The organism is Clavibacter vidaverae, from assembly GCF_047529985.1.
Lineage (GTDB): Bacteria > Actinomycetota > Actinomycetes > Actinomycetales > Microbacteriaceae > Clavibacter > Clavibacter nebraskensis_A.
Genome location: NZ_JBLJAM010000001.1, coordinates 2,345,387 through 2,368,784, shown reverse-complemented (window position 1 = coordinate 2,368,784; position 23,398 = coordinate 2,345,387). Strand labels below are relative to the sequence as shown.

Sequence of the window (23,398 nt, the reverse complement as noted above, 5' to 3'; positions counted from 1 at the left end):
GGGGCGCGAGCGGACCTAGTTCGCGTGCTCCTGGAGCCAGGCGAAGGGATCCACCGCGGTGCCGTCCGCCATGCGGATCTCGAGGTGGAGGTGCGGGCCGGTGGACGCACCCGTGTTGCCGACCTGGCCGATCTGCTGGCCGACCTTGACGGGGTCGCCCGCCTTGACGCGCAGCGATCCCGGCAGCTGGTGGCCGTAGACGCTCGTGACGAGCTGCCCCTCGATGACGTGGTCGATGACGAGGTGGACGCCGAGGCCCGTGTCGCTGTTCACGGCCTCGCGCACGACGCCGTCGGCGATCGCCTGGATGGGCGCGCCCATGCCCGGCGCGAAGTCGACGCCCTGGTGGTTGCTCGAGCAGCCGTTGGAGCAGGGCGCGACGCGCTTGCCGAACACGCCGCTGATGGGCACGCCCGCGGCGAAGGGCCACTGGATCGTGCCGTTGATGTCGTTCGTGAAGGCGCCCGCGCCCTTCGACGTCTGCGCGAGCATGATCTGCTGCGGCGTCGTGGCCGTGAAGGCGTCGTCCGTGCCGCCGACGACCCGGGCCTCGGGGGCGGCGGAGAGCGCGATGCTCTGGCTGGGGACCGAGCTGGCCGGCGCGTCCGTGACCACGTTCGCCTGCGCGACGTCCTGGCCGGTGAGGAACGCGGAGGACGGCAGCGAGGTGGCGATGGTGACGGTGGCGACGAAGGCCATGGTGAGGAGCGTGAGCCCGCGCGACGCGTTCGAGCGGCGACGGCCGGCGGCGGCCTCGGGCGACGGCGCCGCGAGGGGCGGGCGCGCGGACACGGGGACGCGGCGACCGCGCACGCGGACGTGCGGGGCGGCGGCCGGGACGCTGGCGCGCTTCGCGGGCACGAAGGACGAGCGGCGCGAGTCGGGAGCGGCGGCAGCGGAGCGGAGACGGCGGGCGCGGGTCGACAGCGGCACGGCGTCGGCGTTCGTCGCGACGGGCTCGGCGGAGGCCGGCAGGTGCGTGGTGGGGACGGCGGGGGCCTCGACCGCGACGGAGACGATCCGGGCGGGCGACACGGCCGGAGCGTCCTGCGCGGCGGGCTGCTCGACGGCGTCCGTGGCGGGCTCCGCGTGCGCGGACGCCTGCTCGTCGATCACCTGGGGCGCGGATCCGCCCGACGTCGCCTCGGCCGCACGGCGCTCGGCCTCGCGTCGCTCGCGTCGCGTCGGGTAGACGACCCCTGCGGTCTCGTCGGGGGTCACCACGAGGGCCGCCGGACGGAGGACTGGGGGGCACGCGAGGCGTGGAGGACGGACAGGATCTGAGGACTCCTCGTGCGGGGGACAGGTTCTGCGCGGTGCCGGCCGACGGGGGTCGGGGCGTGCGCGTGCGGCCGGTTCCAGCCCGGCCGCGATGTAACGGATCGGTAAAGGCTAACCGGAGGAAGGGATTCGCGCCACCCGGGGGATGCGCCGCGTGACGGGAGGGGCTATGCGCGCGGGCGCTCCAGGCGGTCCTCGAGGGCGCGCGCGAGCTCCGGATCCGCCGCGATGAGGAGCTCGGCGGACGCGGGGCCGCCGCCGATCCCGGTCACCCGAGCGCCCGCCTCGGCCGCGACGAGGGCGCCCGCCGCGTGGTCCCAGGGCTTGAGGCCGCGCTCGAAGTAGGCGTCCGTGCGACCGGCCGCGACGTTGCACAGGTCGAGCGACGCGGCGCCGATGCGGCGGATGTCGCGCACCTCGCCGAGCAGGTCGGTGATGACGCGGCCCTGCTCCATCCGCTTCGCCGCGCCGTAGGAGAAGCCCGTGCTGACGAGCGCGAGGGAGAGCGGCACGCCCGCGTTCACGGCGAGGGGGCGTCCGTCCAGCGCGGATCCGCCACCCGCGGTGGCCGTGTACACCTCGCCGAGCGTGGGGTTCACGACGCAGCCGGCGCGCGCGGTCCAGGTGAGCGGATCCGCCTCGCCCTCGACCACGGCGATGCTCACGGCCCATGCGGGGATGCCGTAGAGGAAGTTGACGGTGCCGTCGATGGGGTCGACGACCCAGGTGAGGCCCGAGCTGCCCGACGTGCCCTCGGACTCCTCGCCGAGGAAGCCGTCGTCGGGGCGCACGTCCTGCAGCGCCTGCCGGATGAGGTCCTCGGTCTCGCGGTCGGTGTGCGTGACGATGTCCTCGGGGCTGGACTTCGACGCGGCCACCTCGACGCCCTCGCGGCGGCGGCGGAGCGCGAGCTCCCCCGCGCGGGTGGCGATGTCGCGGGCGATGGTCAGGAGCGCGGCGTCGCCGGGGGAGGTCATGCTCCCACCCTGCCAGAGGCCCGGCGGGCGGCGTCGCCGGTCGCCTCAGGCGGGGGCCGCGCCCGTGCGCTCGTCGACCACCGGGGTCGCCGCCTCGCCCTCGCGCAGGCCGTTCCGCTCCACGCGGCGCGCGTTCCACAGCAGCCCGACGCCCAGCACCATGAGGCCGCCGGCCCCGAGCAGCGCCCAGGCCCCGCCGACGTGCGTCGTGATGACCGCGGCGATCAGGGCGCCGAGCCCCATGCAGACGATCGCGCCGATCCGGCGGGCCCACGCGGCGCCCGTCCCGCCGGCCACGCGGCTGTCGGAGGAGAGGTTCACCATCGTCATCGTCACGACCACGGTGGAGAGGTCGCGCAGGCCGATGCTCTTCACGGCCGCCGCCTGCGCGCCGAGGAGCAGCGCGAGAAAGCCGGTGATCGCGATCATCACGCCCGTGTCGAGCGCGCCGACCGCGAGCCAGACCACGGCGAGCGCGAGGGTGAGGAGGGTGCCGGTGACGAGGATCCAGACGGAGGAGCGCGGCAGGTGCACGTCGGTCGGCGCCCGGCGCGTGATGCGCGACGCGATCACCGCCCCGAGCATGAAGGCCACGAGCGCCACGAGGTTGTTGAGCACGGGGATGTCGGCGACGCCCACCAGGCCGAAGCCGATGAAGAGCACGTTGCCGGTCATGTTGCCGGTGAAGACGCGGTCGAGCGCGAGGTAGCTCACGCCGTCGATGGCGCCGGTGGCGGTGGTCATCACGAGCAGGGCGGCGATGTAGGAACCCTCGGGCCAGGGACGGGACACGGGCGGATCTCCTCGGCGGTCGGGCGGCGGATCCCCTCACCCTAGGCGGCCGCCGCCGACGTCACGCGACTGCGGCGTCCGCCCGCACGCGCTCCCGGTCGATGCGGCGCGCGTTCACGAGCATGCCGACCCCGGCCGCCATGAGCGTGCCCGCCACCAGGAGCGCCCACGGGGCGCCGATGCGCGTGGTGATGAGCGCGGAGACCAGCGCGCCGAGCGCCATGCTCGCGATGGCGCCGAAGCGGCGGGCCCACGCGGCGCCCGAGCCGCCGGCGATGCGGCTGTCCGCGGAGAGGCTCACCGCGGTCATCGTCACCACCACGGTGGAGAGGTCGGGCAGGCCGATGCTCTTCACGGAGGCCGCCTGCGCGCCGAGCAGCAGCGAGAAGAGCCCGGTGACGACGATCATCACGCCCTTGTCGAGCGTGCCGACCGCGAACCAGACGCCCGCGAGCGCGAAGGTGAGCACGGTGCCCGTGACGAGGATCCAGACGGCGGACCTCGGCAGGCGCAGGTCGGTGGGGGCGCGGCACGTGATGCGGGCCGCGAGGACGGCGCCGGCCATGAAGGCGAGCAGCGCGACGAGGTTGTTGAGGACGGGGACGCCGGCGACGCCCACCAGGCCGAAGCCGATGAAGATGACGTTGCCGGTCATGTTGCCGGTGAACACGCGGTCGAGGGCGAGGTAGCTCACGCCGTCGATCGCTCCGGTGGCGGCGGTGAGGACGAGCAGGGCGGCGACGTACGCGCCTTGCGGCCGGTCTCGGGGCATGGGAGATCTCCTCGAAGTCGGGACGGTCGGCGCCCCAAATTAGGGGGCGTCCCTCCGCGGCCCCTGAGATCAGGCGGTGTCGTCCCGCACCGCGCGCGCGGCCGCCGACGCGAGCCGGGAGACCTCGTCGTCGTCGAGCACGAGCTGCCCCGCGGGCATCAGCTGCCGGATCTGCCGGGCCGTCCGCGCGCCGACCAGCGCGCTCGCGATCCCCGGCCGCCCGAGCACCCACGCGATGGCGACCTCGGCGACCGTGACGCCGCGCGTCCGCGCGACCTCCTCGGCGGCCCGCACCGTGGCGTGGCCACCGGGCGCCATGTACTGCTCCGCGTCGAGCGCGCGCGCCGACGGCACCGCGGGAGCGCCCGGCAGGTACTTGCCCGTGAGGAACCCCTTGGCCAGCACGCTGTGCGCGACGAGGCCGACGCCCTCCTGCCGGACGACCGCCTGCAGCCGCCCCTCGGTGCGCTCGCGGGACAGCAGGCTGTACTCCTCCTGCACCACGCCCACCGGCACCGCGCCGGATCCGTGGGCGAGCGCGAGCGCCTCCTCCAGCCGGTCGGGCGAGAAGCCCGAGACGCCGACGAGCCGCGCCTTGCCCTGCTTCACGAGGTCGGACAGCCCGGCGACCGTCTCCTCGAGCGGCGTGCGGGTGTCGTCGAGGTGGGCGTGCACGACGTCGACGTGGTCCGTGCCGAGGCGCCGGAGCGACGCGTCGACCCCGTGGCGCAGGGAGGCGGCCGAGGTGCCCGGCGCGTCACGGCTCTTGCCGACCTTCGTGCCGACCACCACGTCGTCGCGGCAGCCGCGCGCCGCCAGCCAGCCGCCGATGATCGCCTCGGACTCGCCGCCCTCGTGGCCGGGGACCCACTGCGAGTAGGAGGACGCGGTGTCGACGAACGTGCCGCCCGCCTCGCGGTAGGCGTCGAGGATCGCCCACGCCTCCTCGCGGTCGGCGGTCCAGCCGAAGCCGCTCGTGCCGAGGCCGAGGGTGGAGACGACGACGCCGGACGTGCCGAGGGCGCGCGTCGAGGGGCCGGGGGCGGCGGGGAACATCACTCGGGGATCCAGGTCGTCGGGCGCGCGGGCGACGGTGCCGGCACGGGCGGGCCCCGACGGATGCGTCGGGGCAGACGAACGGCCCCGCGATCCGCGGGGCCGTTCCGTTCGGTGGCGAGTGAGGGATTCGAACCCCCGAAGGCTGAGCCGTCTGATTTACAGTCAGATCCCTTTGGCCGCTAGGGTAACTCGCCATGCGCACCCGACCTGTGTGATCACGGACCGGAGACGCTCGTCGATGATAGCGGTCGCCGGCCCGCGAACCGAAATCGCGCGGATCCGCCCGCCTCCGCCGCCGGTCCCCCGCCGCCGCGCGTCCCTTAACATGGTCGGCATGGCAGATTCCTCGTTCGACGTCGTCAGCAAGGTCGACCGCATGGAGGCGGACAACGCCGTCCACCAGACCCAGAAGGAGGTGGAGCAGCGCTACGACTTCAAGAACGTGGGCGCCTCCATCGAGTGGAGCGGCGACACCATCCTCATGAAGGCCTCGAGCGAGGAGCGCGTGAAGGCGATCCTCGACGTGCTGCAGTCGAAGATGATCAAGCGCGGCATCGGCCTGAAGAGCCTCGAGGAGGGCGAGCCCTTCGCCTCGGGCAAGGAGTACCGGATCGAGGTCACCCTCAAGCAGGGCATCGACCAGGCGAACGCGAAGAAGCTCGGCAAGATCATCCGCGACGAGGGCCCGAAGAGCATCAAGAGCCGCGTCGAGGGCGACGAGCTCCGCGTCTCGAGCAAGAGCCGCGACGACCTCCAGCAGACCATCGCGCTGCTCAAGGGCGCGGACGTCGACCTCGACCTGCAGTTCGTCAACTTCCGCTGATCCCGCCGGGCGGCCTGCCCGCCCCGTCGCCCGTCCCGTCGGGCCGCCGACGGCACCGTCGGCGCCCGCGGGCCGCCGGATAGACTCCGGCTGATGGATCCCTCGATGACCACCCTGATCCTGGCGGGTCTGGCGATCGTCGTCGACTTCTTCGTCCGTGTGACGGCCCTGCTGGTCATCCCGCGGAACCGCCGGCCGTCCACCGCGGTGGCCTGGCTCATGGCGGTGTTCTTCCTGCCGTACCTCGGCATCCTCCTGTTCCTCCTCATCGGCTCGACCCGGCTGCCGAAGCGGCGCCGGGAGAAGCAGCAGGAGATCAACCGGTTCATCATCGAGTCGACCGAGGGCATCGAGCGCGTCACGCGCGAGCACTCGTGGCCCGGGTGGCTCGACTCCGTGGTGGAGCTCAACCGGACCCTCGGATCCATGCCCCTCGTCGGCGGCAACCGGGCGAAGCTCTACAGCCACTACGACGAGTCCATCGCGGCCATGACCGCGGAGGTCGAGAAGGCGACGCGCTACGTGCACGTCGAGTTCTACATCCTCGCGTGGGACGTGACGAGCGCCCCGTTCTTCGACGCGCTCGAGCGCGCCGTGCAGCGCGGCGTCACCGTGCGCGTGCTCCTCGACCACATCGCGTCGCTGCGCGCGCCCGGCTACAAGCGGACCACGCGCAAGCTCACGGCGATCGGCGCCCAGTGGCAGCTCATGCTCCCGGTGCAGCCGCTGCGCGGGCGCTACCAGCGGCCGGACCTCCGCAACCACCGCAAGGTCCTCGTGGTCGACGGGCGCGTGGGGTTCATGGGCTCGCAGAACATGGTGCACCGCAGCTACAACAAGGTCGTCAACCGCAAGCGCGGCCTCAAGTGGCAGGACCTCATGACCCGCCTCGAGGGCCCCATCGTCAGCGGCCTCAACGCGATCTTCATCACCGACTGGTACGCGGAGACCGACCAGCTGCTCGTGCGCGAGACCGAGCCCATCGAGATCGCGGCGTCCGACGACGACGAGGAGCTCGACTGCCAGGTCGTGCCGTCCGGTCCCGGGTTCCCCGGCGAGAACAACCTGCGGCTGTTCAACGCGCTCCTCTACTACGCGCAGGAGCGCATCGTCATCACGTCGCCGTACTTCGTGCCGGACGACTCGATGCGGTACGCGATCACCACCGCCGTGCAGCGCGGGCTGTCGGTGGAGCTGTTCGTGAGCGAGATCGGCGACCAGCCCGTGGTCTACCACGCGCAGCGCTCCTACTACGAGGAGCTGCTGAACGCGGGCGTCCGGATCTGGATGTACCGGGCGCCCTACATCCTGCACAGCAAGCACTTCACGATCGACGACGACGTGGCCGTCATCGGATCCAGCAACATGGACATGCGCTCGTTCAGCCTCAACATGGAGGTGTCGCTGATGGTGCGCGGGCCCGGGTTCGTGCGGGAGATGCGCCGCATCGAGGACGGCTACCGGGCGCGCAGCCGGGAGCTGACCATCGACGAGTGGAGCCGGCGGACGCGCCTCAGCACCGTGCTCGACAACCTGGCGCGCCTGACCTCGGGCGTGCAGTAGCCGCGAGGAGCGCCGCGACCCGCGGGGTCGGACGCGCTCGGACCGGTCGTGCTCGAGTCAGTCGTCCTCGGCCGCGGTGCGGTCGGCCCGCGGATCCGCCTGCTCGTGCGCGATCGCGCGGTCGAGCACGGCCTGCAGCAGCGCGTGCAGCTGCGAGTCGCCCGAGGCGCCGTCCGCGCCGTCGCCCGCGATGTCGCGGCGGACCTGGTCGCCGACCCGCCAGATCACGGGGAGCATGTCGCGCCCGGCGTCGGTGAGGCCGACGGAGAGGCGCCGCTCGTCGGTCGTGTCGCGGAAGCGCGTGACGTAGCCGAAGACCTCGAGGCGCTTCAGCAGCGGCGAGAGGGTGCCGGGCGTGAGGTGGAGCTTCTCCGCGAGGTCGACGACGGCCTGCGGCTCCTCCATGTCGAGCGCCAGCAGCACGAGGTACTGCGGATGCGTGAGGTTGAGCGGCTGCAGGAGCGGCCGGTACAGCGAGACCACCGCGCGCGAAGCGGCCGCGAGGAGCACCCCGGTCTCGTCTTCCAGGAGTGCGAGCGATCTCTGTGCCATGTCATTTCCTCTGGATCGTCAGTACGTCGATGCCGGGGTCTTGGACACTTCCTCCACCGTACGCCTCTCGGAGCGCGAGGGGATCGACGTACAGGCGATCATCGGCCGGGGTCGTCGCACGCTCACGTGAGCGTAGTGGGAGCGCCGGCCACCGCGAGCGCGCCGAGCACGAGCCACGGGCCGAACGGGACGGCCGTCGATGCCCGCGCCCCGCCGCCGACCAGGAGGGCGAGCGCCGCGACGCCGCCGAGGAGCGTGCCCGCGGCGAGGCCCAGCGCGACCTGCGCGGGTCCGACCTGCCCGAGCGCGAGGCCGAGGACGCCCGCGAGCTTCACGTCGCCGGAGCCGAGGCCGCCGGCGGTCGCGGCCTGCAGCAGCGCGAGCACCGCGACGGCGGCGGCTCCGCACGCGACCGCCCGCAGCAGGAGCCCGGATCCGCCCGCGGCCAGCGCGAGGGCCGACGCCGCCACCGCCGCGGGAGCCGTCGCGCGATCGGGCAGGCGGTGGGCGGCCAGGTCGGCGAGCACGAGCACCGGGCCGACGACCACGAGCAGCAGCGCGGGCGGGAGGCGCGCGGGCGGGGTCTCGGCGAGCACGACGACCGCGAGGATCCCCGTGACGAGGGCGGCGACGACCGCGGCGGTGCGGCCGAGGCCGGGGAGCGGATCCAGCGGGCGGGCGTCGAGGCCGTCCGCGCGGCGTCCGCCGGCGAGGGCGATGCGGACGAGACGCGGGGACGCGGCGCCGACGGCGGCGCCCGCGATGCCGGCCGCGACGAGGAGCGCGGCAGCGGCGGCGGGGATCACGCGGCGACCCTAGGGGCTCGCCCGCATCACCCGCGCGCGCGGGCCGCGACCTGGGGACGGACGACGGACGGGCGCCCGCGGGAGGACCGCGGGCGCCCGTCGGCGTCGATCAGGGGGTGCGGGTCAGCGCCCGCGGATCACACGGACTGCCGCGGACGCGACGCCTCGAGCATCTCGTCGCGCTCGACCACCTTGACGCGGGCGCGGCCGTGCGGCTGGCCCAGGGCGATCTCATGCTCGTCGAGCGCGTGCCAGCCCTCGAGGTCGGTGTACTCGATGCCGCGCTCGGTGAGGAGGTCGACGATCGCCTGCTCCTCGGGCGCCTCGGGGGTCCACCAGTCGCCCTGGTCGTTGAGCACGTGCGAGACGGTCTCCATGGCGTCGGACTTGGTGTGCCCGATGAGGCCGATGGGCCCGCGCTTGATCCAGCCCGTGGCGTAGACGCCGGGGATGCGCGTGTTGTCGAGGTCGAGCACCTGGCCCTCGTGGTTCGGGATCACGCCGCGGACCTCGTCGAACGGGATGCCGTCGACGGGCGAGCCGAAGTAGCCGACCGCGCGGTAGATCGCCTGGACGGGAACGTCTCGGAACTCGCCCGTGCCCTCGACGCCTCCGTGGCCGTCGGGGCGCGTGCGCTCGATGCGCAGGGCCGCGACGCGGGGCTCGGCGTCGTCGGACGCGAGCACCTCGGCCGGGCGCGAGTAGAAGTGCAGGTGCAGGCGCCGGGACGCGGTGCCGGCCTCGCGCGTGCGCCACTTCTCCAGCACGCGGCTGATGACCATGACCTGCTTGTTGGTCTTCGCGGCCTCCTCGGCGGCGGGATCCACGCCGAAGTCCTCGTCGTAGACGACCACGTCGACGTCGGGCACCTCGCCGAGCTCGCGGAGCTCGAGCGGCGTGAACTTCACCTGCGCGGGTCCGCGTCGGCCGAAGACGTGCACGTCGGTGACGGGCGAGCGCTTGAGACCGGCGTAGACGTTGTCCGGGATCTCGGTGGGCAGCAGGTCGTCCGCGTGCTTCGAGAGCATGCGCGCGACGTCGAGCGCCACGTTGCCGTTGCCGATGACGGCGACCTCGCGGGCGTCGAGCGGCCAGTCGCGCGGGAAGTCGGGGTGGCCGTCGAACCAGTTGACGAAGTCGGCCGCGCCGTACGAGCCCGGCAGGTCGATGCCGGGGATGTCGAGCTCGGCGTCGCGGATCGCGCCCGTGGAGAAGATGACGGCGTTGTAGTGCTTCTGCAGGTCGGCCAGCGTGATGTCGCGGCCGTAGTCGACGTTGCCGAAGATGCGGATGTCGCCGCGGTCGAGCACGTCGCGGAGCGCCGAGACGATGCCCTTGATGCGCGGGTGGTCGGGCGCGACGCCGTAGCGGACGAGGCCGTACGGCGCGGGGAGGCGCTCGAAGAGGTCGATGGAGACGTCGAACTGCTTCTCGGCCTTCAGGATGATGTCGGCCGCGTAGATGCCCGCGGGCCCTGCGCCCACGATGGCCAGCCTGAGCTTGGTCACTGGTGTCTCCGGTTCGTCGTCGTCCCCGGTCCGGCCGTCGGGGGCGTGGTGGTGCGGATCCCCGCGAGAGCCGGCGGGGACGAGCGGCAGCTAGCGCGTGCGCTCGACGATGGTGTCGGCGAAGCGCGTGAGCGCCTTCTTCACCGGGCCCTCCGGGAGGGGGGCCAGGGCGTCGACCGCCTCGGCGGCCCAGCGGTGGGCCTCGGCGATCGTGCGGGCCGTGACCTCGTGGTCGCGGAGCTCCGCGATGGCGGCGGTGAGGTCGGCCTCGGACTCGGGCGTCTCGTCGTGCTCGACGTCGCGCTGGATGCGGGCGAGCAGCGTCGCCGCATCCTGGTCCGTGGCCGCGAGGCGCGTCAGGTAGAGGAGCGGCAGCGTCGAGACGCCGGCGCGGAGGTCGGTGCCGGCGAGCTTGCCGGTCTCCTCGGGCTGGTCGGCGAGGTCGAGCACGTCGTCGACGAGCTGGAAGGCCACGCCCGTGCGCTCGCCGAACGCCAGCACGGCGGACTCGAGCTCGGGATCCGCGCCCGAGTAGATGACGCCCATCTGCGCGGCGCACGCGATGAGGGAGCCGGTCTTGTCGGCGAGGACGTCGAGGTAGTGCTCGATGGGGTCCTGGTCCTCGCGCGGGCCGATGGTCTCGTGCAGCTGGCCGAGCACGAGGCGCTCGAACGTGGCGGCCTGGAGGCGGATGGCGCGCGGGCCGAGGTCGGCGACGATCTTGCTGGCGCGGGCGAAGAGGAGGTCGCCCGCGAGGATCGCGATGGAGTTGCCCCACACGGCCTGCGCGCTCGGGACGCCGCGGCGCATGTCCGCCTCGTCCATGACGTCGTCGTGGTACAGCGACGCGAGGTGCGTGATCTCGATGGCGACCGCCGCGTCGACCACCTGCTGGGTGTTGCCCTCGCCGAGCTGCGCGATGAGGAGCGCGAGCATCGGGCGCACGCGCTTGCCGCCCGCGTCGAGGAGGTAGCGCGTGGTGACGTCGGCCACGTCGTCGGCGAAGCGCACCTCGCGGAGGAGCTGCTCCTCCACGAGCGCGAGGCCGTCGTCGATGCTGCGGGCCATGCGCCGGTCGCCCGAGGACGAGAAGAGGCGCTCGGTGAGGCTGGCGTGGGAGGCGACGGAGGTGCCGCGGCGGGCGAGCGGGATGCTCGGACTCATGGTCGGCGTCCTTGTCTGTCGGGGTTCAGGCGCGGTCAGGACGCGGCGGGACGGGGAGCGGCGTGACGGCCGACGGGCTTGACGCCGCGGTGCAGCGCCACGATCCCAGCGGTGAGGTCGCGGTGCTCGACCGACGCGAACCCGGCCTCGCGGAGCCAGGAGCTCAGCGTCGCCTGGTCGGGCCAGGCCTGGATCGACTCGTTGAGGTACTCGTAGGCGCTGGCGTTGGAGCTCACGAGCTTGGTGAGCGCGGGCGCGACCGTCCTCATGTAGAGGTCGTAGCCGCGGCGCACGAGCGGCACGGGCGGGGTGCTGAACTCGCAGATGACGATGCGGCCGCCGGGCTTGAGCACGCGGAGCAGCTCGTCGAGGCCCTTCTTCGGCTCGACGACGTTCCGGAGGCCGAAGGAGATGGTGACGGCGTCGAAGGAGTCGTCGTCGAAGGGGAGGTCGGTGGCGTCGGCGTGCACGAACTCGATGCGGGGGTTGCCGGCGTGACGACGGCGGCCGACCTCGAGCATCCCCTCGGAGAAGTCGGCGGCGACCACGTGCGCGCCGGACGCGGCGAGCGCGGCGCTCGAGGTGCCCGTGCCGGCGGCCAGGTCGAGGATGCGCTCGCCCGCGACGGGCGCCACGGCCCGCGTGGTGGCGACGCGCCAGAGCTGGTCGTTCCCGACCGAGAGGAAGGTGTTCGTGCGGTCGTAGGCGCTCGAGACCTCGTCGAACATGGCCGACACCTGGCCTGGCTTCTTGCTGAGGTCTGCTCGCATCACGCCGTCAGTCTATTCGGGCGCGCTGGGCTCGCGGTGGGCGGGGGCCGGATGCCCAGGGGCCGATCAGAGGACGGGGGCGGCGGGGCGATCCGCGGGGCCGCCGACCTCCCCGGGAGGCCCGGATCCCCGGCGGTAGGCTGGCGTCCGTGACCGCCACCCGCGTCCGAGCGCTCCTCGTCGACACCACCCCCGTCGACTCCATCGCCCGGATCGTCCCCCTCCTCGACGCCCGCCACCCGCTCGTGTGGCTGCGGCACGGATCCGGGATGGGGGGCATCGGCGAGGCCCTCCGGCTCGAGTTCCGCGGGCCCGACCGCGTGCGCGACGCCGCCGCCGCCTGGCGCGAGGTCGCCGCGGCCGCGACCGTGACGGATCCGCTCGGGATCCCCGGCACGGGCCTCATCGCGTTCGGCGCCTTCGCGTTCGCGGACGACTCCGCGGCCGCGAGCGTGCTCGTGGTGCCGCGCATCGTCGTCGGGCGTCGCGACGGGGTGTCGTGGGTGACGCGGATCCGCCTGGCCGACCAGGAGGACGGCGACGTCGCCTCCCCGCTCGACGCGCTGACCGCCGGCTCCCTCCCCGTGCCCGAGCGCTCCGGCGCGGAGTACCGGCTGCACCTGCGCCCCGGATCCATGGGTCCCGACGACTACGAGCAGGCCGTGGCGCGCGCCGTCGCCGCCATCGAGGCCGGCGACCTGCAGAAGGTCGTGCTCGCGCGCGACCTCGTGGGCCGCCTCCCCCTCGGCGGCGACCTCCGCCTCGCCCTCAGCCGCTTCGCGCTCGGCTACCCCGACTGCTGGACCTACGCGGTCGACGGCCTCATCGGCGCGAGCCCCGAGACGCTCGTGCGCGTGGGCGGCGGCCGGGTCGGCGCGCGCGTGCTCGCCGGCACGGTCTCGCGCGGCACCGACGCGCAGGCCGACGCCGCCGCGGCCGCCGGCCTCGCCGCATCCCCCAAGGACAACGAGGAGCACGCGTTCGCGCGCGACAGCGTCCTCGACGCGCTCCGCCCGCACAGCCGCGACCTCTCCACGACCGACGCGCCCTTCACGCTCAAGCTGCCGAACCTGTGGCACCTGGCGAGCGACGTCACGGGCACGCTGGGCGACGGATCCTCGTCGCTCGACCTCGTGGGCGCGCTGCACCCGACCGCCGCGGTCGCCGGGCACCCGACGGCCGTCTCGCTGGAGCTGATCGCCGAGCTGGAGCCCACCGACCGCGGACGCTACGCCGGGCCGGTCGGCTGGGTCGCGGCCGACGGCGACGGCGAGTGGGCCATCGCGCTGCGGGGCGCCCAGGTGGATCCGTCGGGCGCCATCGTCGCGCACGCGGGCGCCGGCATCGTCGCGGGATCCGACCCCGAGCGCGAGCGCGCCGAGACGGCGATGAAGTTCCGGCCGGTCGTGGAGGCGCTGGGCTAGAGCCCGGCTGCCCGGTCCGGCTCGGCGGCCTCCGGCTCGGGTTCCGCCCCCGCGGGCTCCGCGCTCCGCCGCAGCAGGCGGGGTGCGGCGATCCCGGCGACGACGAGCGCCGCGACGCCGCCGACCGCGATGCCCGCGACCGGGCCCGCCGCGTCCACCACCGCGCCGACCGCGGCTGCCGCGAGCGCGACGCCCGTGTTGACCGCGGTGTTCACCCACGCCGACGCCTCGGTGCGCACGGACGGGGCGGTGCGCTCGTCGGCGAGGAGGTAGCCCGACACCATCGCCGGCGCGAGGAACAGGCCGACCGGCACCAGCGCGGCGCCGAGCAGGAGGAGGGCGAGCGCGTCCGGCGCGGCGGGGATCCGCGCGGCGACCGCACCGAGGACCGCCGTCGCGACGAGCATGGCCGCGACCAGCGCCACCAGGCGGATCCGCACGGGCACCCGCCACGCGCGCGTCCCGTACGCGAGCCCGCCGACCGCGCTCCCCGCGGCGAAGGCGGCCAGCAGCGGACCCGCGAGCGCCGTCCCGCCCGCGCGCTCGGCCAGGGCCGCGACGGCGACCTCGACGGACCCGAGCACCGCGCCCACGCCGAGCAGCGTCACGAGCAGGGGGATCACGAGCGGCTGGCGGAGCGGATCCGCGGACCGGCCGCCCGCACGTCCCCCCGCCGCGCGCGCCCCCGGCGGCGGGACCGGACGCGCGCCCTGCGCCCGCGACAGGGGCGACGACGTCATGCCGAGCGTGCCCAGCATGGTCGCGGCGGCCGAGGCGAGCACCGCGACCTCGGGATCCGCGACCGCCACGAGCGCCGCGACGATCAGCGGCCCGACGGTGAAGACGACCTCCTCGCCCACGGCGTCGAGGCTGTAGGCGCGCGTCCGCATGCCGGGGTCGGGCACGAGCGCGGCCCAGACGACGCGCATCGCGGCGCCGAGCGGGGGCAGCGCGAGGCCGGCGAGCGCCGACGCCGCGACGACGATCCCGACGGGCGCGCCGATCCGCACGACGGCCAGCACCCCGAGGAGCCCCAGGGCGTGGGCGACCGCGAGCGCCACGAGCACGGGACGCTGGCCGCGCGCGTCCACGAGCCGCGCCCGGGCCGGCGACGCGAGGACGTTGGCGAGGCCGAACGCGCCCGTCGCGAAGCCGGCGGCCGCGAACGACCCGGTGCGGGCCTGGACGAGGAGGAGCAGCCCGAGCGCGACCATCGCGAAGGACAGGCGACCGAGCATCGCCGGGAGGAACGCCCGGAGCGCGCCGGGGAGCGCGAGCACGGCGAGGTAGCCGGTGCGGGCGGGCGACGGGGCCGTGGTCATCGGGGCGCCGGATCGGCGGCGGCGGCCGTCGCGGTCGCTGGCGCCGCGATCGCGAACAGCGCCACCGTCGCGCTGACCGTCACGTCGTCGTCGCCCGGGCGGCGCGCGGAGTCGTCGTGGAGCACGGTGCCGAGCTCGCGGGCGAGCTCCTGCACGCGGATCCACGTGCCGGAGGAGACCGTGAGCTCGGCGTCGGTGATCACCGGCCGCGTCCCCTCGGCGTGCAGGGCGGCGCGGCGCGTCAGCTCGGCGGCGAGCGCGGCCGCGAGGGTCGGCATGCTGCCGCCGGTGAGGGCGTCGAGCCGCTGGCCGCTCGCGGGCACGTGGCGGTAGCGCCGGGCCGACCCGCCGCGGATCCGCTCGACGCCCGCGTCCTCGACGAGCCCCGCCTCGCGCAGCCGGCGCAGGTGGTAGCTGACGTTCGCCTGCGTCTCGCCGAGCTCGCGCGCCGCCTCGGACGCGCTGAGCGGCCCGCGCGTGCAGAGCGAGAGGAGGCGCAGGCGCAGCGGGTGGGCGATGACGCGGAGGTCGCGGAGGTCGGTCTCGTCGGCGGGCACGCGCCATCCGACCACGGCAGCGCACCGACTGTCAAACGCTTCTTTGACGGTCGCGAGGATGATGCGGCGCATCCGGACGCCGTGCTCGACTCGTGCGATGACCGCATCCGACCGCACCCTCCCGATCGACGGCCTCGTGAACGCCCGCGACCTCGGCGGCATCCGCCTCCGCTCCGGCGGCACCACCCCGGCGGGCGTCCTCGCGCGCAGCGAGGACGCCGACCTCATCACCGACGCCGGATGGGAGCGGCTCCGCGAGCTCGGCTACCGCACCGTGCTCGACCTCCGCCAGCCGGGCGAGCGGGCCCGCGACACCCGGCCGCGCCCCGACTGGATCCACGACGCGCACGTCGACCTCGACGGCCTCGACGACCACCCGGACTTCTGGGTCCCCTACTGGGACACGGGCCTCGTCGGCACGCCCCTCTACTACCTGCCGCACCTCGCCGAGCTGCCGGAGCGGGCTGGCGCCGCGCTGCGCACGATCGCCCACGCCCCCGCGGGCGGCGTCCTCTTCCACTGCGGCGCCGGCCGCGACCGCACGGGCCTCGTCGCCCTGCTGCTGCTCCTCGCGGTGGACGCCGAGCCGGACGAGATCGTCGACGACTACCTGGAGAGCGTCCGCCTCGGGCAGGAGCGGTCGGCGAACTCCGGCCAGCCCGACATGGAGCCCGCGATCGAGGCGTTCCTGGCCGAGCGCGGCACCACGAGCGAGGCGGCGTTCCGCGAGGCGATGGCGGGCATCGACCTCGACCGCCTCTTCGACGCGGCCGACCTCACGGAGTCCGAGCGCCAGGCGCTGCGCACGTGGCGCGGAGCGATCCCGGCCGCGGTCGCGTAGCCGCGGAGCGCGGCGTCGACCGCCCGGGCCTCACGTCGAGGACAGGGCGATCAGCAGCACGGCCCCGGTCGCCAGCGCGGTCGACGCCAGCCGGCGCACGCTGATCCGCTCGCCCAGCGCCGCCCACGCGACGAGCCCCGACATGACGATGCTCGTGCTCCGCAGCGCCGACACCTCGGCGACGGGCGCGTGCTCGAGCGCCAGCAGGCTGAGCACGTAGGAGAGCGGGATCAGCAGGCCGACGGCGAGCGCGAGGAGGACGCGGCGACGGTCGCGGATCATCTCGACGCCGATCCGGCGACGCGCCACGACGGTGACCATGCCGAGCTGCAGCACCGCCACGACCGCGTAGTACGGCACCGGCGGGATCCCCCAGGTGACCACGGCGGCGGCGTCCCACAGCGAGTACCCCGCGATGACGACGGCCGTGAGCGCGCCCCAGCCGACGCCGCCTCCGCGTCCGCCCGCGGATCCGTCGCCGAGGAGCAGCAGCACCGAGAGGGCGATGAGGGCGATGCCGAGGCCCGAGGGGATCCCGAGGCGCTGGCCGAACAGGATCACGCCGAGCAGGGCGACCAGCACGGGCGCGAGCCCGCGCGACACCGGGTAGACGACGCTCACCTCCCCGCGCCGGTAGCCCGCCTGCAGCACCAGGCTGTAGCCGCCGTGCAGAGCCGCGCCGACCGCCCCCGCGCCGAGCCACGACCATGTGGGGACGAGCCCCTGCGTGACCACGACGACGGCGGCCACCGGGAGCACGACGAGCGCGCCGATCGCGGTGCAGAGCCAGACGAACGCCGTGCCGCCGGCCGCGCCCGCCTTGCTGAGCGCGTTCCAGCCGGTGTGCGCGACGGCGGATCCGAGCGCGAGCGCGATCCCCAGCATCCGTCCCCCGATCGCGCGGGTCGGGGCCCGCGCTCCGACGCTAGCGAACGGGAGCCGGACGGACGGCCCTATCGGACCAGCGGCACCTCGATGAGCAGCGGCGCCTCGGACGCGGTGGTGAGCGCCGCCTCCAGCTCGCCATGGGTCGCGGCGCGCAGGTGCGTCCAGCCGTAGGCCGCGGCGAGGGACGCGAGGTCGACGCGCTGCGGGGTGAACATGACGCGGTCGATGGCGTCAGGCGCGGCCGTGCGCGACACCTCGAGGCCGTCGAAGATGGTGCCGCCGCCGTCGTTGCCGACGATGACCTGGATCCGGGGCACGCGCTCCCCCGTGCCGAGCAGCAGCGAGCCGACGTCGTGCAGGAGCGTGAGGTCGCCGACGAGCACGCGCGTGACGCCCGCGGCCGAGGTGCCGGATCCCGCCTGCGAGGCGAGCGCGATGCCGAGGCCGGTGGAGATCGTGCCGTCGATGCCGGCGAGCCCGCGGTTGGCGTGCACGCGCACGCGCTTGCCGGGGAGCGCGCGGTCGGCCTCGCGGATGAGGCGCGACGCCCCGAGCACGAGGCGGTCGTGCGGCCAGGTGGCCTGCCAGACGGCGCGGACGAGGCTGCGGCGCGTGACGTCGGCGCGCACGGCGGCGAGCTCGGCGCGCGCGAACTCGCGGCGCTCGGCGGGCGTGGTGCCGGCGGGGACGAGCGGGGCGGACTCCGCGGCGGTCGCCTCGTCGAGGATCGCCCGGCTCTCCTGCACCCAGGTGCCGAGCCAGCGGCGGGCCTCGGTCGGATCCGCGGGCTCGCCCACCACGCGCACGGCGGCCGGGTGGGCGGTGACGCGGTGGCGCGGGTCGTAGTCCTCGCCGCCGGTGGATCCGACGACGATCGCCTCGACGTCGTCGCGCCCCACGAGCAGCGGCACCTCGCGGGTGAGGGTCGGGTGGCCGAACACGATCACGCGCTCCACGCGGTCGCCGAAGCCGGGCCGGGCGAGCAGCTCGCGGAAGGACACGACGAGGTTCGGGCCGAAGTGGGATCCGCTGGAGATCTCGGCGGCGAGCGGCCAGCCCCCGGCGCGCGCGAGCTCCTCGGCGGCCTCGCCCGCGGCGTGCCCGGCGACGACGAGCGTGCGCGGGCCGTGCGGGAGGTCGAGGACGTCGGCGGGATCCGCGGACTCGGACGCGGGCTCGGCGGCATCGGCGGCGGCGCGCGCCTCCGCGGCGGCGTCCGCGAGGTCGGGCACGGCGACGGAGAGCGGATCCCGGAACGCCACGTTCACGTGCACGGGCGTGCGCTCGTCGCGGGCGCGGCGGTACGCGTCGCGGGCCAGGGCGGCGTCGCGCGCGAGGTCGTCGTCGGTCTCCTCGGGCGCGGGCACGTCGACGCCGACGACCCGGTCCCCGAACATCCCGGGCTGCCGGGTGGTCTGGTTGCTGGCGATGCCGCGGAGCTCGGCCGGGCGGTCGGCGGTGACGAGCAGCATCGGGACGCCCGAGTGCCACGCCTCGAGGACGGCCGGGTGCAGGTTCGCGACGGCCGTGCCGGAGGTGGTGACGACGGGCGCGGGCCGGCCGGACTCGACACCGAGGCCGAGCGCCAGGAACGCGGCGGCGCGCTCGTCGATGCGGACGTGCAGGCGCACGCCGTCGACGCGCTCCAGCTCGGCCGCGACGAGCGCGAGGGCCTGGGAGCGGGATCCGGGGCAGAGCACCACGTCGGTGACGCCCTCGCCGACCAACGCGAGCAGCATCGCGACGGCGCGGTCGGTGGACGGGTTGCCGGTGCGGGGGGAGGTGGAGGACGGGCGGGCGGGGCGGGAGTCGGTCGCGGTCACCGGCGGTCAGGCGTCCCGGCGGCCGGGCGCGCGGTCGTCGTCGTCGCGGTTCGGCCGCGTGGGGCCGCCCGCGGTGCCGGGCGCCTGCGGGTCGTCGGGGCCGGTGCCGTCGCTGTCGAGGTCGGCGAGCTCCTGCTCGAGGCGGCGGATCCGCTCCTCCTCCGAGCGCGTGCGGCCGAGGCCGGAGAGGAAGTCGGGGTCGTCGTCCGGGCCGAGCCGGCGGCCGGACGCGCGGGCGAGGTCGGTGCGGTCCTTGCCGATCGTGAGCCAGAGGATGCCGCCGATGAGGGGCACCAGGACGACCACCGCGATCCAGGCGGGCTTCGGGAGGCCGCGCATGCGGGTCCGCGGCGTCAGGGAGGTGTCCACGATGACGAAGACCGTGAAGAACACGATCACGACGGCGAGACCGATCAACAGGCGGGGCATCTCCCGATGGTAGCTCCGCAACCGGGGAGGACGCCGGGCGCTCAGCGAGCGGGAAGAGGACGCGGGCCGGACCCCGGCTGGACGGCGGGGCGTGGACGGTCGGGGCCCCGTCCAGCCGCCCGACCTATGCTGACCCGGTGAGTTCCCGTCGCTACTGGCTCGTCTACACCGTCGTCCGCATCCTCCTGTTCGCCGTGCCGTTCGGCCTGGTGGTCGCGGTGAGCCCCGACTTCTGGCCGCTGGCCGCGGTCATCGGCGCGGTGGTGTCGTTCTGCGGGTCGTACATCTTCCTGCACAAGCAGCGCGAGGCGATGGCGGCGGATCTCGCGGCCGTCGCCGCCGGACGCCGCAAGCCCGTGGAGGACGACGACTCCGAGGACGCCGCGGTCGACGCCGCCGAGCGCCAGGCGCGCGCGGCAGGGGCCGCCGACGCCGCGGCCGCCCCGGGCGCCGGATCGGCCGACACCGCGGCCGCCGCCCCACGCGCCGACGGCCAGGCCGAGCGCAGCTGACCGGGGCGTCAGGATCCCGCCGGGGGCTGGAGCCGCCCGCCCCTCCCCCGATACGCTCGTGCCGCATCAGCACGGACGTCGAGGAGGGGATGCACGCGTGAGCGCCGGACCCCTCGACCTCGCCTTCACGGCGACCATCGGCGTCACCGTCAAGGACGACCTGTGGGCGTGCGTGGAGGTGCCCGGCTCGGTCGAGCTCCTCGGCACGGGGAAAGCCGTGAAGGTGGTCGCGACCGTCGACGGCGAGCCGCTCACGGCGGGCCTACTGCCCACCGGCGCCGGCGGGCACATGCTGTCGATCAGCGCGAAGCTCCGGAAGAAGCTGGGCAAGGACCTGGGCGATCAGGTCGACGTCCGGATCACCGAGCGCCTGACCTGATCGCTCCGTGCGCAGCTGAGCCGCGCGCGTCAGCGCGGGTCCGGGGGTCCGTCGCGCTCCACGGGCACGTAGGCGACCCAGCGGGCACCTGTCGACGGCGTCGTGTCGCGCACCGCGGGAAGCCGGGTACGCGTCGACGGGGTGATCCGCCCGCCGTCGAGGAGCAGATACCGCTCCCCCGGTCCAGCCTCGTCGATCGCCCGCGCGACCCGGGCGGCGATCGCGGCCGCCGCCCGCTCGGCATCCGCCGCCCAGCGCTCCGCCCACCACGCGTGGAGCGCCGCGTCGACCACGAGGACCGCGCGGCGCCGGGAACCCGCCCGCTGCCGCAGCGCGAGCAGCCGCGGATCGTCGGTCGGCCACGTCTCGTGGTCGGCGGCGAGCGCCTGGACGAGGGCGGGATCCACCGGGCTCAGAACGCGAACGCCGCCCCGAGGCCCAGGCCGAACGTGAGGGCGGCCATGCTCGTGAGCTGCAGCGAGAGGATCAGCTCCTTCGGGGTGCGGCCGGTGCACGCGATGATCGCGGCCGGCAGCGCCAGCACGAGCGTGAACAGCACCAGCAGCGCCTTCGGGTAGAAGAGGAAGAAGAAGACCACGACCCCGTAGGCGATCGCGACCTCGATGCAGTAGACGATGCGGGAGCCGCGCGGGCCGAGCCGCACCGCGAGCGTGCGCTTGCCGACCTTGCCGTCCTGCTCGATGTCGCGGATGTTGTTGACCATCAGCACGGCGCACGCGAAGCCGCCGGCCGCGACGCCGCCCAGCCAGCCCTCGCCGGTGATCATGCCGATGAGGATGAACTGCGTGCCCGCGGTCGCGACCAGGCCGAAGAACACGAAGACGACCACGTCGCCGAGGCCCGCGTAGCCGTAGGGGCGCTTGCCGCCCGTGTAGAAGTAGGCCGCCACGATGGCGACGGCGCCGACCGCGAGCAGCCACCAGTGGCCGGTGATCAGCACGATCGCGAGGCCCGCGACCGCGGCGAGGCCGAAGAACGTGAGCGCCACGGTGAGCACGGTGCGGGGCTTGGCGGCGCCGGATCCGGTGAGGCGGGCGGGGCCGACGCGCACGTCGTCGGTGCCGCGGACGCCGTCGGAGTAGTCGTTGGCGTAGTTCACGCCGATCTGCAGCAGCACCGCGACGGCGAGGCAGAGGAGCGCGAGGCCGAGGGAGACGCCCTCGTCGGGGCCCATCGCGCGGGCGGCTCCCGCGCCGATCGCGACGGGGGCGACGGCGAGCGGGAGGGTGCGGATGCGGGCGCCGGAGATCCAGTCGCGCGCGGTCGCCTTCGGGGCCTTCGCCGGGTCGCCGGAACGCGCCTTCGCGGGCGATCCCGGGCGGGTGCGGGCTGCGGACGACGGGGCCGGGCGGGTGCGCTTCTTCTTCTGTGCCACGAGGGGCGATCCTACGCGGGCGCATCCCCCGCGACCGCGCGCGGGAGCAGCCGCACCAGCAGCAGCGCTAGCGGCTGCCGCCCACGGGCGACGGCGCCCAGCCGTCCGCGGGGCAGTTCCAGCGCATGATCGCGTGGCGGCCGTGCTCGAAGCCGAGCTCGCTGAGCGTGGAGGTGGAGAGCGTGAGGATCCCGCCGGCCTCCGCGGGCAGGCCGACCCACGCGACGGCGAGCGCGCGGATCACGTGGGCGTGGGCGACGAGCAGCACGTCCTGGCCGGACTCGAGCACGGGCAGCACGTGCTCGAGCACCTGGAGGACGCGGTCGCGGACCTGCTGGGACGTCTCGCCGGGGGTGTCGCCCGCGGGGACGCCGTCGGTCCAGAGGTCCCAGTGGCCGCGCTCGGACTGGATGTCGGCGGTGGTGCGGCCCTCGTACGCGCCGTAGTCGAACTCGACGAGCCGGTCGTCGACCTCGGCCTGGTCGCCGTAGCCGATGAGCTCCGCGGTGCGCTGCGCACGCGACCGCGGGCTCGCGAGCACGAGGCCGAACTCCGTGCCCGCGAGCACCTCGCCGACCGCACGGGCCTGCTCCTCGCCGGTCCCGGTGAGGGGGATGTCGGTCGTGCCGGTGTGGCGTCCGTTGACGCTCCACTCGGTCTGCCCGTGGCGCACCATGACGATGCGCCCGCGGACCTTCTCCTGCCACTCCGGGGTGCCGGGGATCTCCGCGCGCGCGATGGCCGCATCCACCTCCGCGTACATCGGCGCGACGTCGTCGCGGGCGAGGCGCTTGGCGGTGGCGGGGTTCATGCCGGTCATCGTGGGGGTCTCCTCCGTCGTCCGGGCGGGTGGCGGGCGACATCCGACCCTACTCCCGGGCGGGTCCGCGGCCGGTGGGCGGCGGATCCCCGGGGCTCAGTGCACGTGCTCCAGCAGGTCGAGCCCCACCACGCCCAGGGCGTCGCGGACGGCGAGTCGGGCGCGGAGGTCGGCGTCGTCGAAGTGCACCATGACGGCGTAGGCGACCGCGCCGCGCGGACCGCGGAGCACGCCCGCCTCGGCCCGCACGCCCGCGTCGACGCCCGTGCAGTCGACGAGCGCCATGCCGTGCTCGCCGCCGCGGCCGACGGGCGCGTCCAGGCCGAAGGACGCGGCCACCATCGACCGGTCGGTGTTGAGCGCGAGCCAGCCGACCACGCGCGTGCTCGTCTCCTCGTCCACCACCTCGCCGTGCACGAGGGAGGCGAAGAGCGACGCGAGCTCGCGGGCGGATCCCACGGAGAGCTGCGGGGCGTCGTCCGGCCCGCGGGTGCCGCGCGCCACGTCGAGGAGGGCCGTGCGGCGGAGGCCGAGCGACTCGGCGCGCGTGCGCACCGCGTCGAGGCCGACGAGGCCGAGGAGCGCGTTGGTCGCGGCGGCGTCGCCCGTGGCGCCCACGAGCGAGGCGAGGTCGGTGACGGGCAGCGACGGCACCACGAGGTGGCGCCAGAGGCCCGCGGTGCCGCCCTCGTCGTGGGGGCCGCGATCCACGAGGTGCAGCGGCGAGAGGTCGCCGCCGGTCATGCGCGCGGACAGCTCGACGAGGAGCAGCACGCGGCCGAGGCCCGCGGCGGGCAGGGCGACGTGGTCGTCGACGGAGAGCACCACGTCGCCGGAGTCGAGGTCGGTCGCGCGAGCGGCGACCCGCATCCCGTCGAGGGCGAGGCCGCCCAGCGCGCGGAACGCGGAGCGGAAGCACGCGGTCGGCTCCTGCCCTGCG

25 protein-coding genes and 1 tRNA gene are annotated in these 23,398 nt (G+C 74.9%); 6 read left to right on the top strand and 20 right to left on the bottom strand.

All coding sequences use genetic code 11. From position 1 onward, the window contains the following. Positions 1-15 precede the first annotated feature (15 nt). From ACMT9T_RS11345 to ACMT9T_RS11320, 6 genes are all read right to left on the bottom strand, one after another. Complete coding sequence (locus ACMT9T_RS11345; RefSeq protein ID WP_414745635.1) at positions 16-1,221, bottom strand: peptidoglycan DD-metalloendopeptidase family protein; 1,206 nt, start codon at positions 1,219-1,221, stop codon at positions 16-18. A 227-nt stretch (positions 1,222-1,448) separates the two neighbouring features. Beyond that, the gene (locus ACMT9T_RS11340; RefSeq protein ID WP_414745634.1) at positions 1,449-2,258 is read right to left on the bottom strand and encodes an inositol monophosphatase family protein; all 810 of its coding nucleotides are present in this window, start codon (positions 2,256-2,258) and stop codon (positions 1,449-1,451) included. 45 nt (positions 2,259-2,303) lie between these two features. Next, entirely contained in the window at positions 2,304-3,050 is a 747-nt protein-coding gene (locus ACMT9T_RS11335) for a YoaK family protein (protein WP_414745633.1), read from the bottom strand. A gap of 61 nt (positions 3,051-3,111) precedes the next feature. Next, positions 3,112-3,822, bottom strand: a complete 711-nt coding sequence (locus ACMT9T_RS11330; RefSeq protein WP_414745632.1) for a YoaK family protein — start codon at positions 3,820-3,822, stop codon at positions 3,112-3,114. A gap of 69 nt (positions 3,823-3,891) precedes the next feature. Continuing rightward, positions 3,892-4,878, bottom strand: a complete 987-nt coding sequence (locus tag ACMT9T_RS11325; protein WP_414745631.1) for an aldo/keto reductase — start codon at positions 4,876-4,878, stop codon at positions 3,892-3,894. Between the two features lie 115 nt (positions 4,879-4,993). Next, a tRNA-Tyr gene (locus tag ACMT9T_RS11320) sits at positions 4,994-5,075 on the bottom strand. A 140-nt stretch (positions 5,076-5,215) separates the two neighbouring features. On the opposite strand from ACMT9T_RS11320, the gene ACMT9T_RS11315 reads away from it, so the two are divergent. Beyond that, complete coding sequence (locus ACMT9T_RS11315) at positions 5,216-5,704, top strand: YajQ family cyclic di-GMP-binding protein (protein WP_414745630.1); 489 nt, start codon at positions 5,216-5,218, stop codon at positions 5,702-5,704. Between the two features lie 93 nt (positions 5,705-5,797). Continuing rightward, entirely contained in the window at positions 5,798-7,267 is a 1,470-nt protein-coding gene (cls, locus tag ACMT9T_RS11310; RefSeq protein WP_414745629.1) for a cardiolipin synthase, read from the top strand. A 57-nt stretch (positions 7,268-7,324) separates the two neighbouring features. Here the strand turns inward: cls and ACMT9T_RS11305 are convergent, their stop codons facing one another. The 5 genes from ACMT9T_RS11305 to ubiE form a co-directional block, all read right to left on the bottom strand. Continuing rightward, a complete protein-coding gene (locus ACMT9T_RS11305) occupies positions 7,325-7,819 on the bottom strand; it encodes a MarR family winged helix-turn-helix transcriptional regulator (protein WP_414745628.1) in 495 nt (164 codons plus the stop codon). A gap of 122 nt (positions 7,820-7,941) precedes the next feature. Then, positions 7,942-8,625: a prepilin peptidase gene (locus tag ACMT9T_RS11300; RefSeq protein WP_414745627.1), complete on the bottom strand. Its 684-nt coding sequence runs from the start codon at positions 8,623-8,625 to the stop codon at positions 7,942-7,944. A 137-nt stretch (positions 8,626-8,762) separates the two neighbouring features. Then, the gene (locus tag ACMT9T_RS11295) at positions 8,763-10,133 is read right to left on the bottom strand and encodes an FAD-dependent oxidoreductase (protein ID WP_414745626.1); all 1,371 of its coding nucleotides are present in this window, start codon (positions 10,131-10,133) and stop codon (positions 8,763-8,765) included. A 90-nt stretch (positions 10,134-10,223) separates the two neighbouring features. Then, the gene (locus tag ACMT9T_RS11290) at positions 10,224-11,297 is read right to left on the bottom strand and encodes a polyprenyl synthetase family protein (RefSeq protein ID WP_414745625.1); all 1,074 of its coding nucleotides are present in this window, start codon (positions 11,295-11,297) and stop codon (positions 10,224-10,226) included. Positions 11,298-11,332: 35 nt separating this feature from the next. Continuing rightward, a complete protein-coding gene (gene ubiE / locus ACMT9T_RS11285; RefSeq protein ID WP_414745883.1) occupies positions 11,333-12,067 on the bottom strand; it encodes a bifunctional demethylmenaquinone methyltransferase/2-methoxy-6-polyprenyl-1,4-benzoquinol methylase UbiE in 735 nt (244 codons plus the stop codon). 149 nt (positions 12,068-12,216) lie between these two features. Here ubiE and ACMT9T_RS11280 point away from each other — a divergent pair, with 149 nt between their 5' ends. Continuing rightward, the gene (locus tag ACMT9T_RS11280) at positions 12,217-13,491 is read left to right on the top strand and encodes an isochorismate synthase (RefSeq protein ID WP_414745624.1); all 1,275 of its coding nucleotides are present in this window, start codon (positions 12,217-12,219) and stop codon (positions 13,489-13,491) included. Here the strand turns inward: ACMT9T_RS11280 and ACMT9T_RS11275 are convergent. Next, complete coding sequence (locus ACMT9T_RS11275; protein WP_414745623.1) at positions 13,488-14,813, bottom strand: MFS transporter; 1,326 nt, start codon at positions 14,811-14,813, stop codon at positions 13,488-13,490. The two genes, ACMT9T_RS11280 and ACMT9T_RS11275, sit on opposite strands and share 4 nt — an antisense overlap. Further along, positions 14,810-15,370, bottom strand: coding sequence for an ArsR/SmtB family transcription factor (locus ACMT9T_RS11270; RefSeq protein WP_414745622.1), 561 nt, complete (start codon positions 15,368-15,370; stop codon positions 14,810-14,812). Before ACMT9T_RS11270 ends, ACMT9T_RS11275 begins: the two co-directional genes overlap by 4 nt. Positions 15,371-15,467: 97 nt before the next feature. Between ACMT9T_RS11270 and ACMT9T_RS11265 the strand changes: the two genes are divergently transcribed. After that, positions 15,468-16,211: a tyrosine-protein phosphatase gene (locus ACMT9T_RS11265; protein ID WP_414745621.1), complete on the top strand. Its 744-nt coding sequence runs from the start codon at positions 15,468-15,470 to the stop codon at positions 16,209-16,211. A gap of 30 nt (positions 16,212-16,241) precedes the next feature. Here ACMT9T_RS11265 and ACMT9T_RS11260 read toward each other — a convergent pair whose 3' ends face one another. The 3 genes from ACMT9T_RS11260 to ACMT9T_RS11250 all read right to left on the bottom strand — a co-directional run bounded on the left by ACMT9T_RS11260 (position 16,242) and on the right by ACMT9T_RS11250 (position 19,351). Next, a complete protein-coding gene (locus ACMT9T_RS11260) occupies positions 16,242-17,096 on the bottom strand; it encodes an EamA family transporter (RefSeq protein WP_414745620.1) in 855 nt (284 codons plus the stop codon). Positions 17,097-17,164: 68 nt separating this feature from the next. Continuing rightward, positions 17,165-18,922, bottom strand: coding sequence for a 2-succinyl-5-enolpyruvyl-6-hydroxy-3-cyclohexene-1-carboxylic-acid synthase (gene menD, locus ACMT9T_RS11255; protein ID WP_414745619.1), 1,758 nt, complete (start codon positions 18,920-18,922; stop codon positions 17,165-17,167). 6 nt (positions 18,923-18,928) lie between these two features. Next, positions 18,929-19,351, bottom strand: coding sequence for a PLD nuclease N-terminal domain-containing protein (locus ACMT9T_RS11250; protein WP_116054170.1), 423 nt, complete (start codon positions 19,349-19,351; stop codon positions 18,929-18,931). 137 nt (positions 19,352-19,488) lie between these two features. Between ACMT9T_RS11250 and ACMT9T_RS11245 the strand changes: the two genes are divergently transcribed. After that, the gene (locus ACMT9T_RS11245) at positions 19,489-19,863 is read left to right on the top strand and encodes a DUF4229 domain-containing protein (protein WP_414745618.1); all 375 of its coding nucleotides are present in this window, start codon (positions 19,489-19,491) and stop codon (positions 19,861-19,863) included. Between the two features lie 97 nt (positions 19,864-19,960). Next, positions 19,961-20,242 (top strand): DUF1905 domain-containing protein, encoded by a 282-nt coding sequence (locus ACMT9T_RS11240; protein ID WP_414745617.1) that lies wholly within the window; start codon positions 19,961-19,963, stop codon positions 20,240-20,242. Positions 20,243-20,271: 29 nt separating this feature from the next. Here ACMT9T_RS11240 and ACMT9T_RS11235 read toward each other — a convergent pair whose 3' ends face one another. The 4 genes from ACMT9T_RS11235 to ACMT9T_RS11220 form a co-directional block, all read right to left on the bottom strand. Further along, positions 20,272-20,649: a hypothetical protein gene (locus ACMT9T_RS11235; RefSeq protein WP_414745616.1), complete on the bottom strand. Its 378-nt coding sequence runs from the start codon at positions 20,647-20,649 to the stop codon at positions 20,272-20,274. 5 nt (positions 20,650-20,654) lie between these two features. After that, positions 20,655-21,638, bottom strand: coding sequence for a 1,4-dihydroxy-2-naphthoate polyprenyltransferase (locus tag ACMT9T_RS11230; protein WP_414745615.1), 984 nt, complete (start codon positions 21,636-21,638; stop codon positions 20,655-20,657). A 67-nt stretch (positions 21,639-21,705) separates the two neighbouring features. Then, positions 21,706-22,449, bottom strand: a complete 744-nt coding sequence (locus ACMT9T_RS11225; RefSeq protein WP_414745614.1) for a histidine phosphatase family protein — start codon at positions 22,447-22,449, stop codon at positions 21,706-21,708. A gap of 105 nt (positions 22,450-22,554) precedes the next feature. Continuing rightward, complete coding sequence (locus ACMT9T_RS11220; protein ID WP_414745613.1) at positions 22,555-23,328, bottom strand: serine hydrolase; 774 nt, start codon at positions 23,326-23,328, stop codon at positions 22,555-22,557. Between the last annotated feature and the right edge of the window lie 70 nt (positions 23,329-23,398).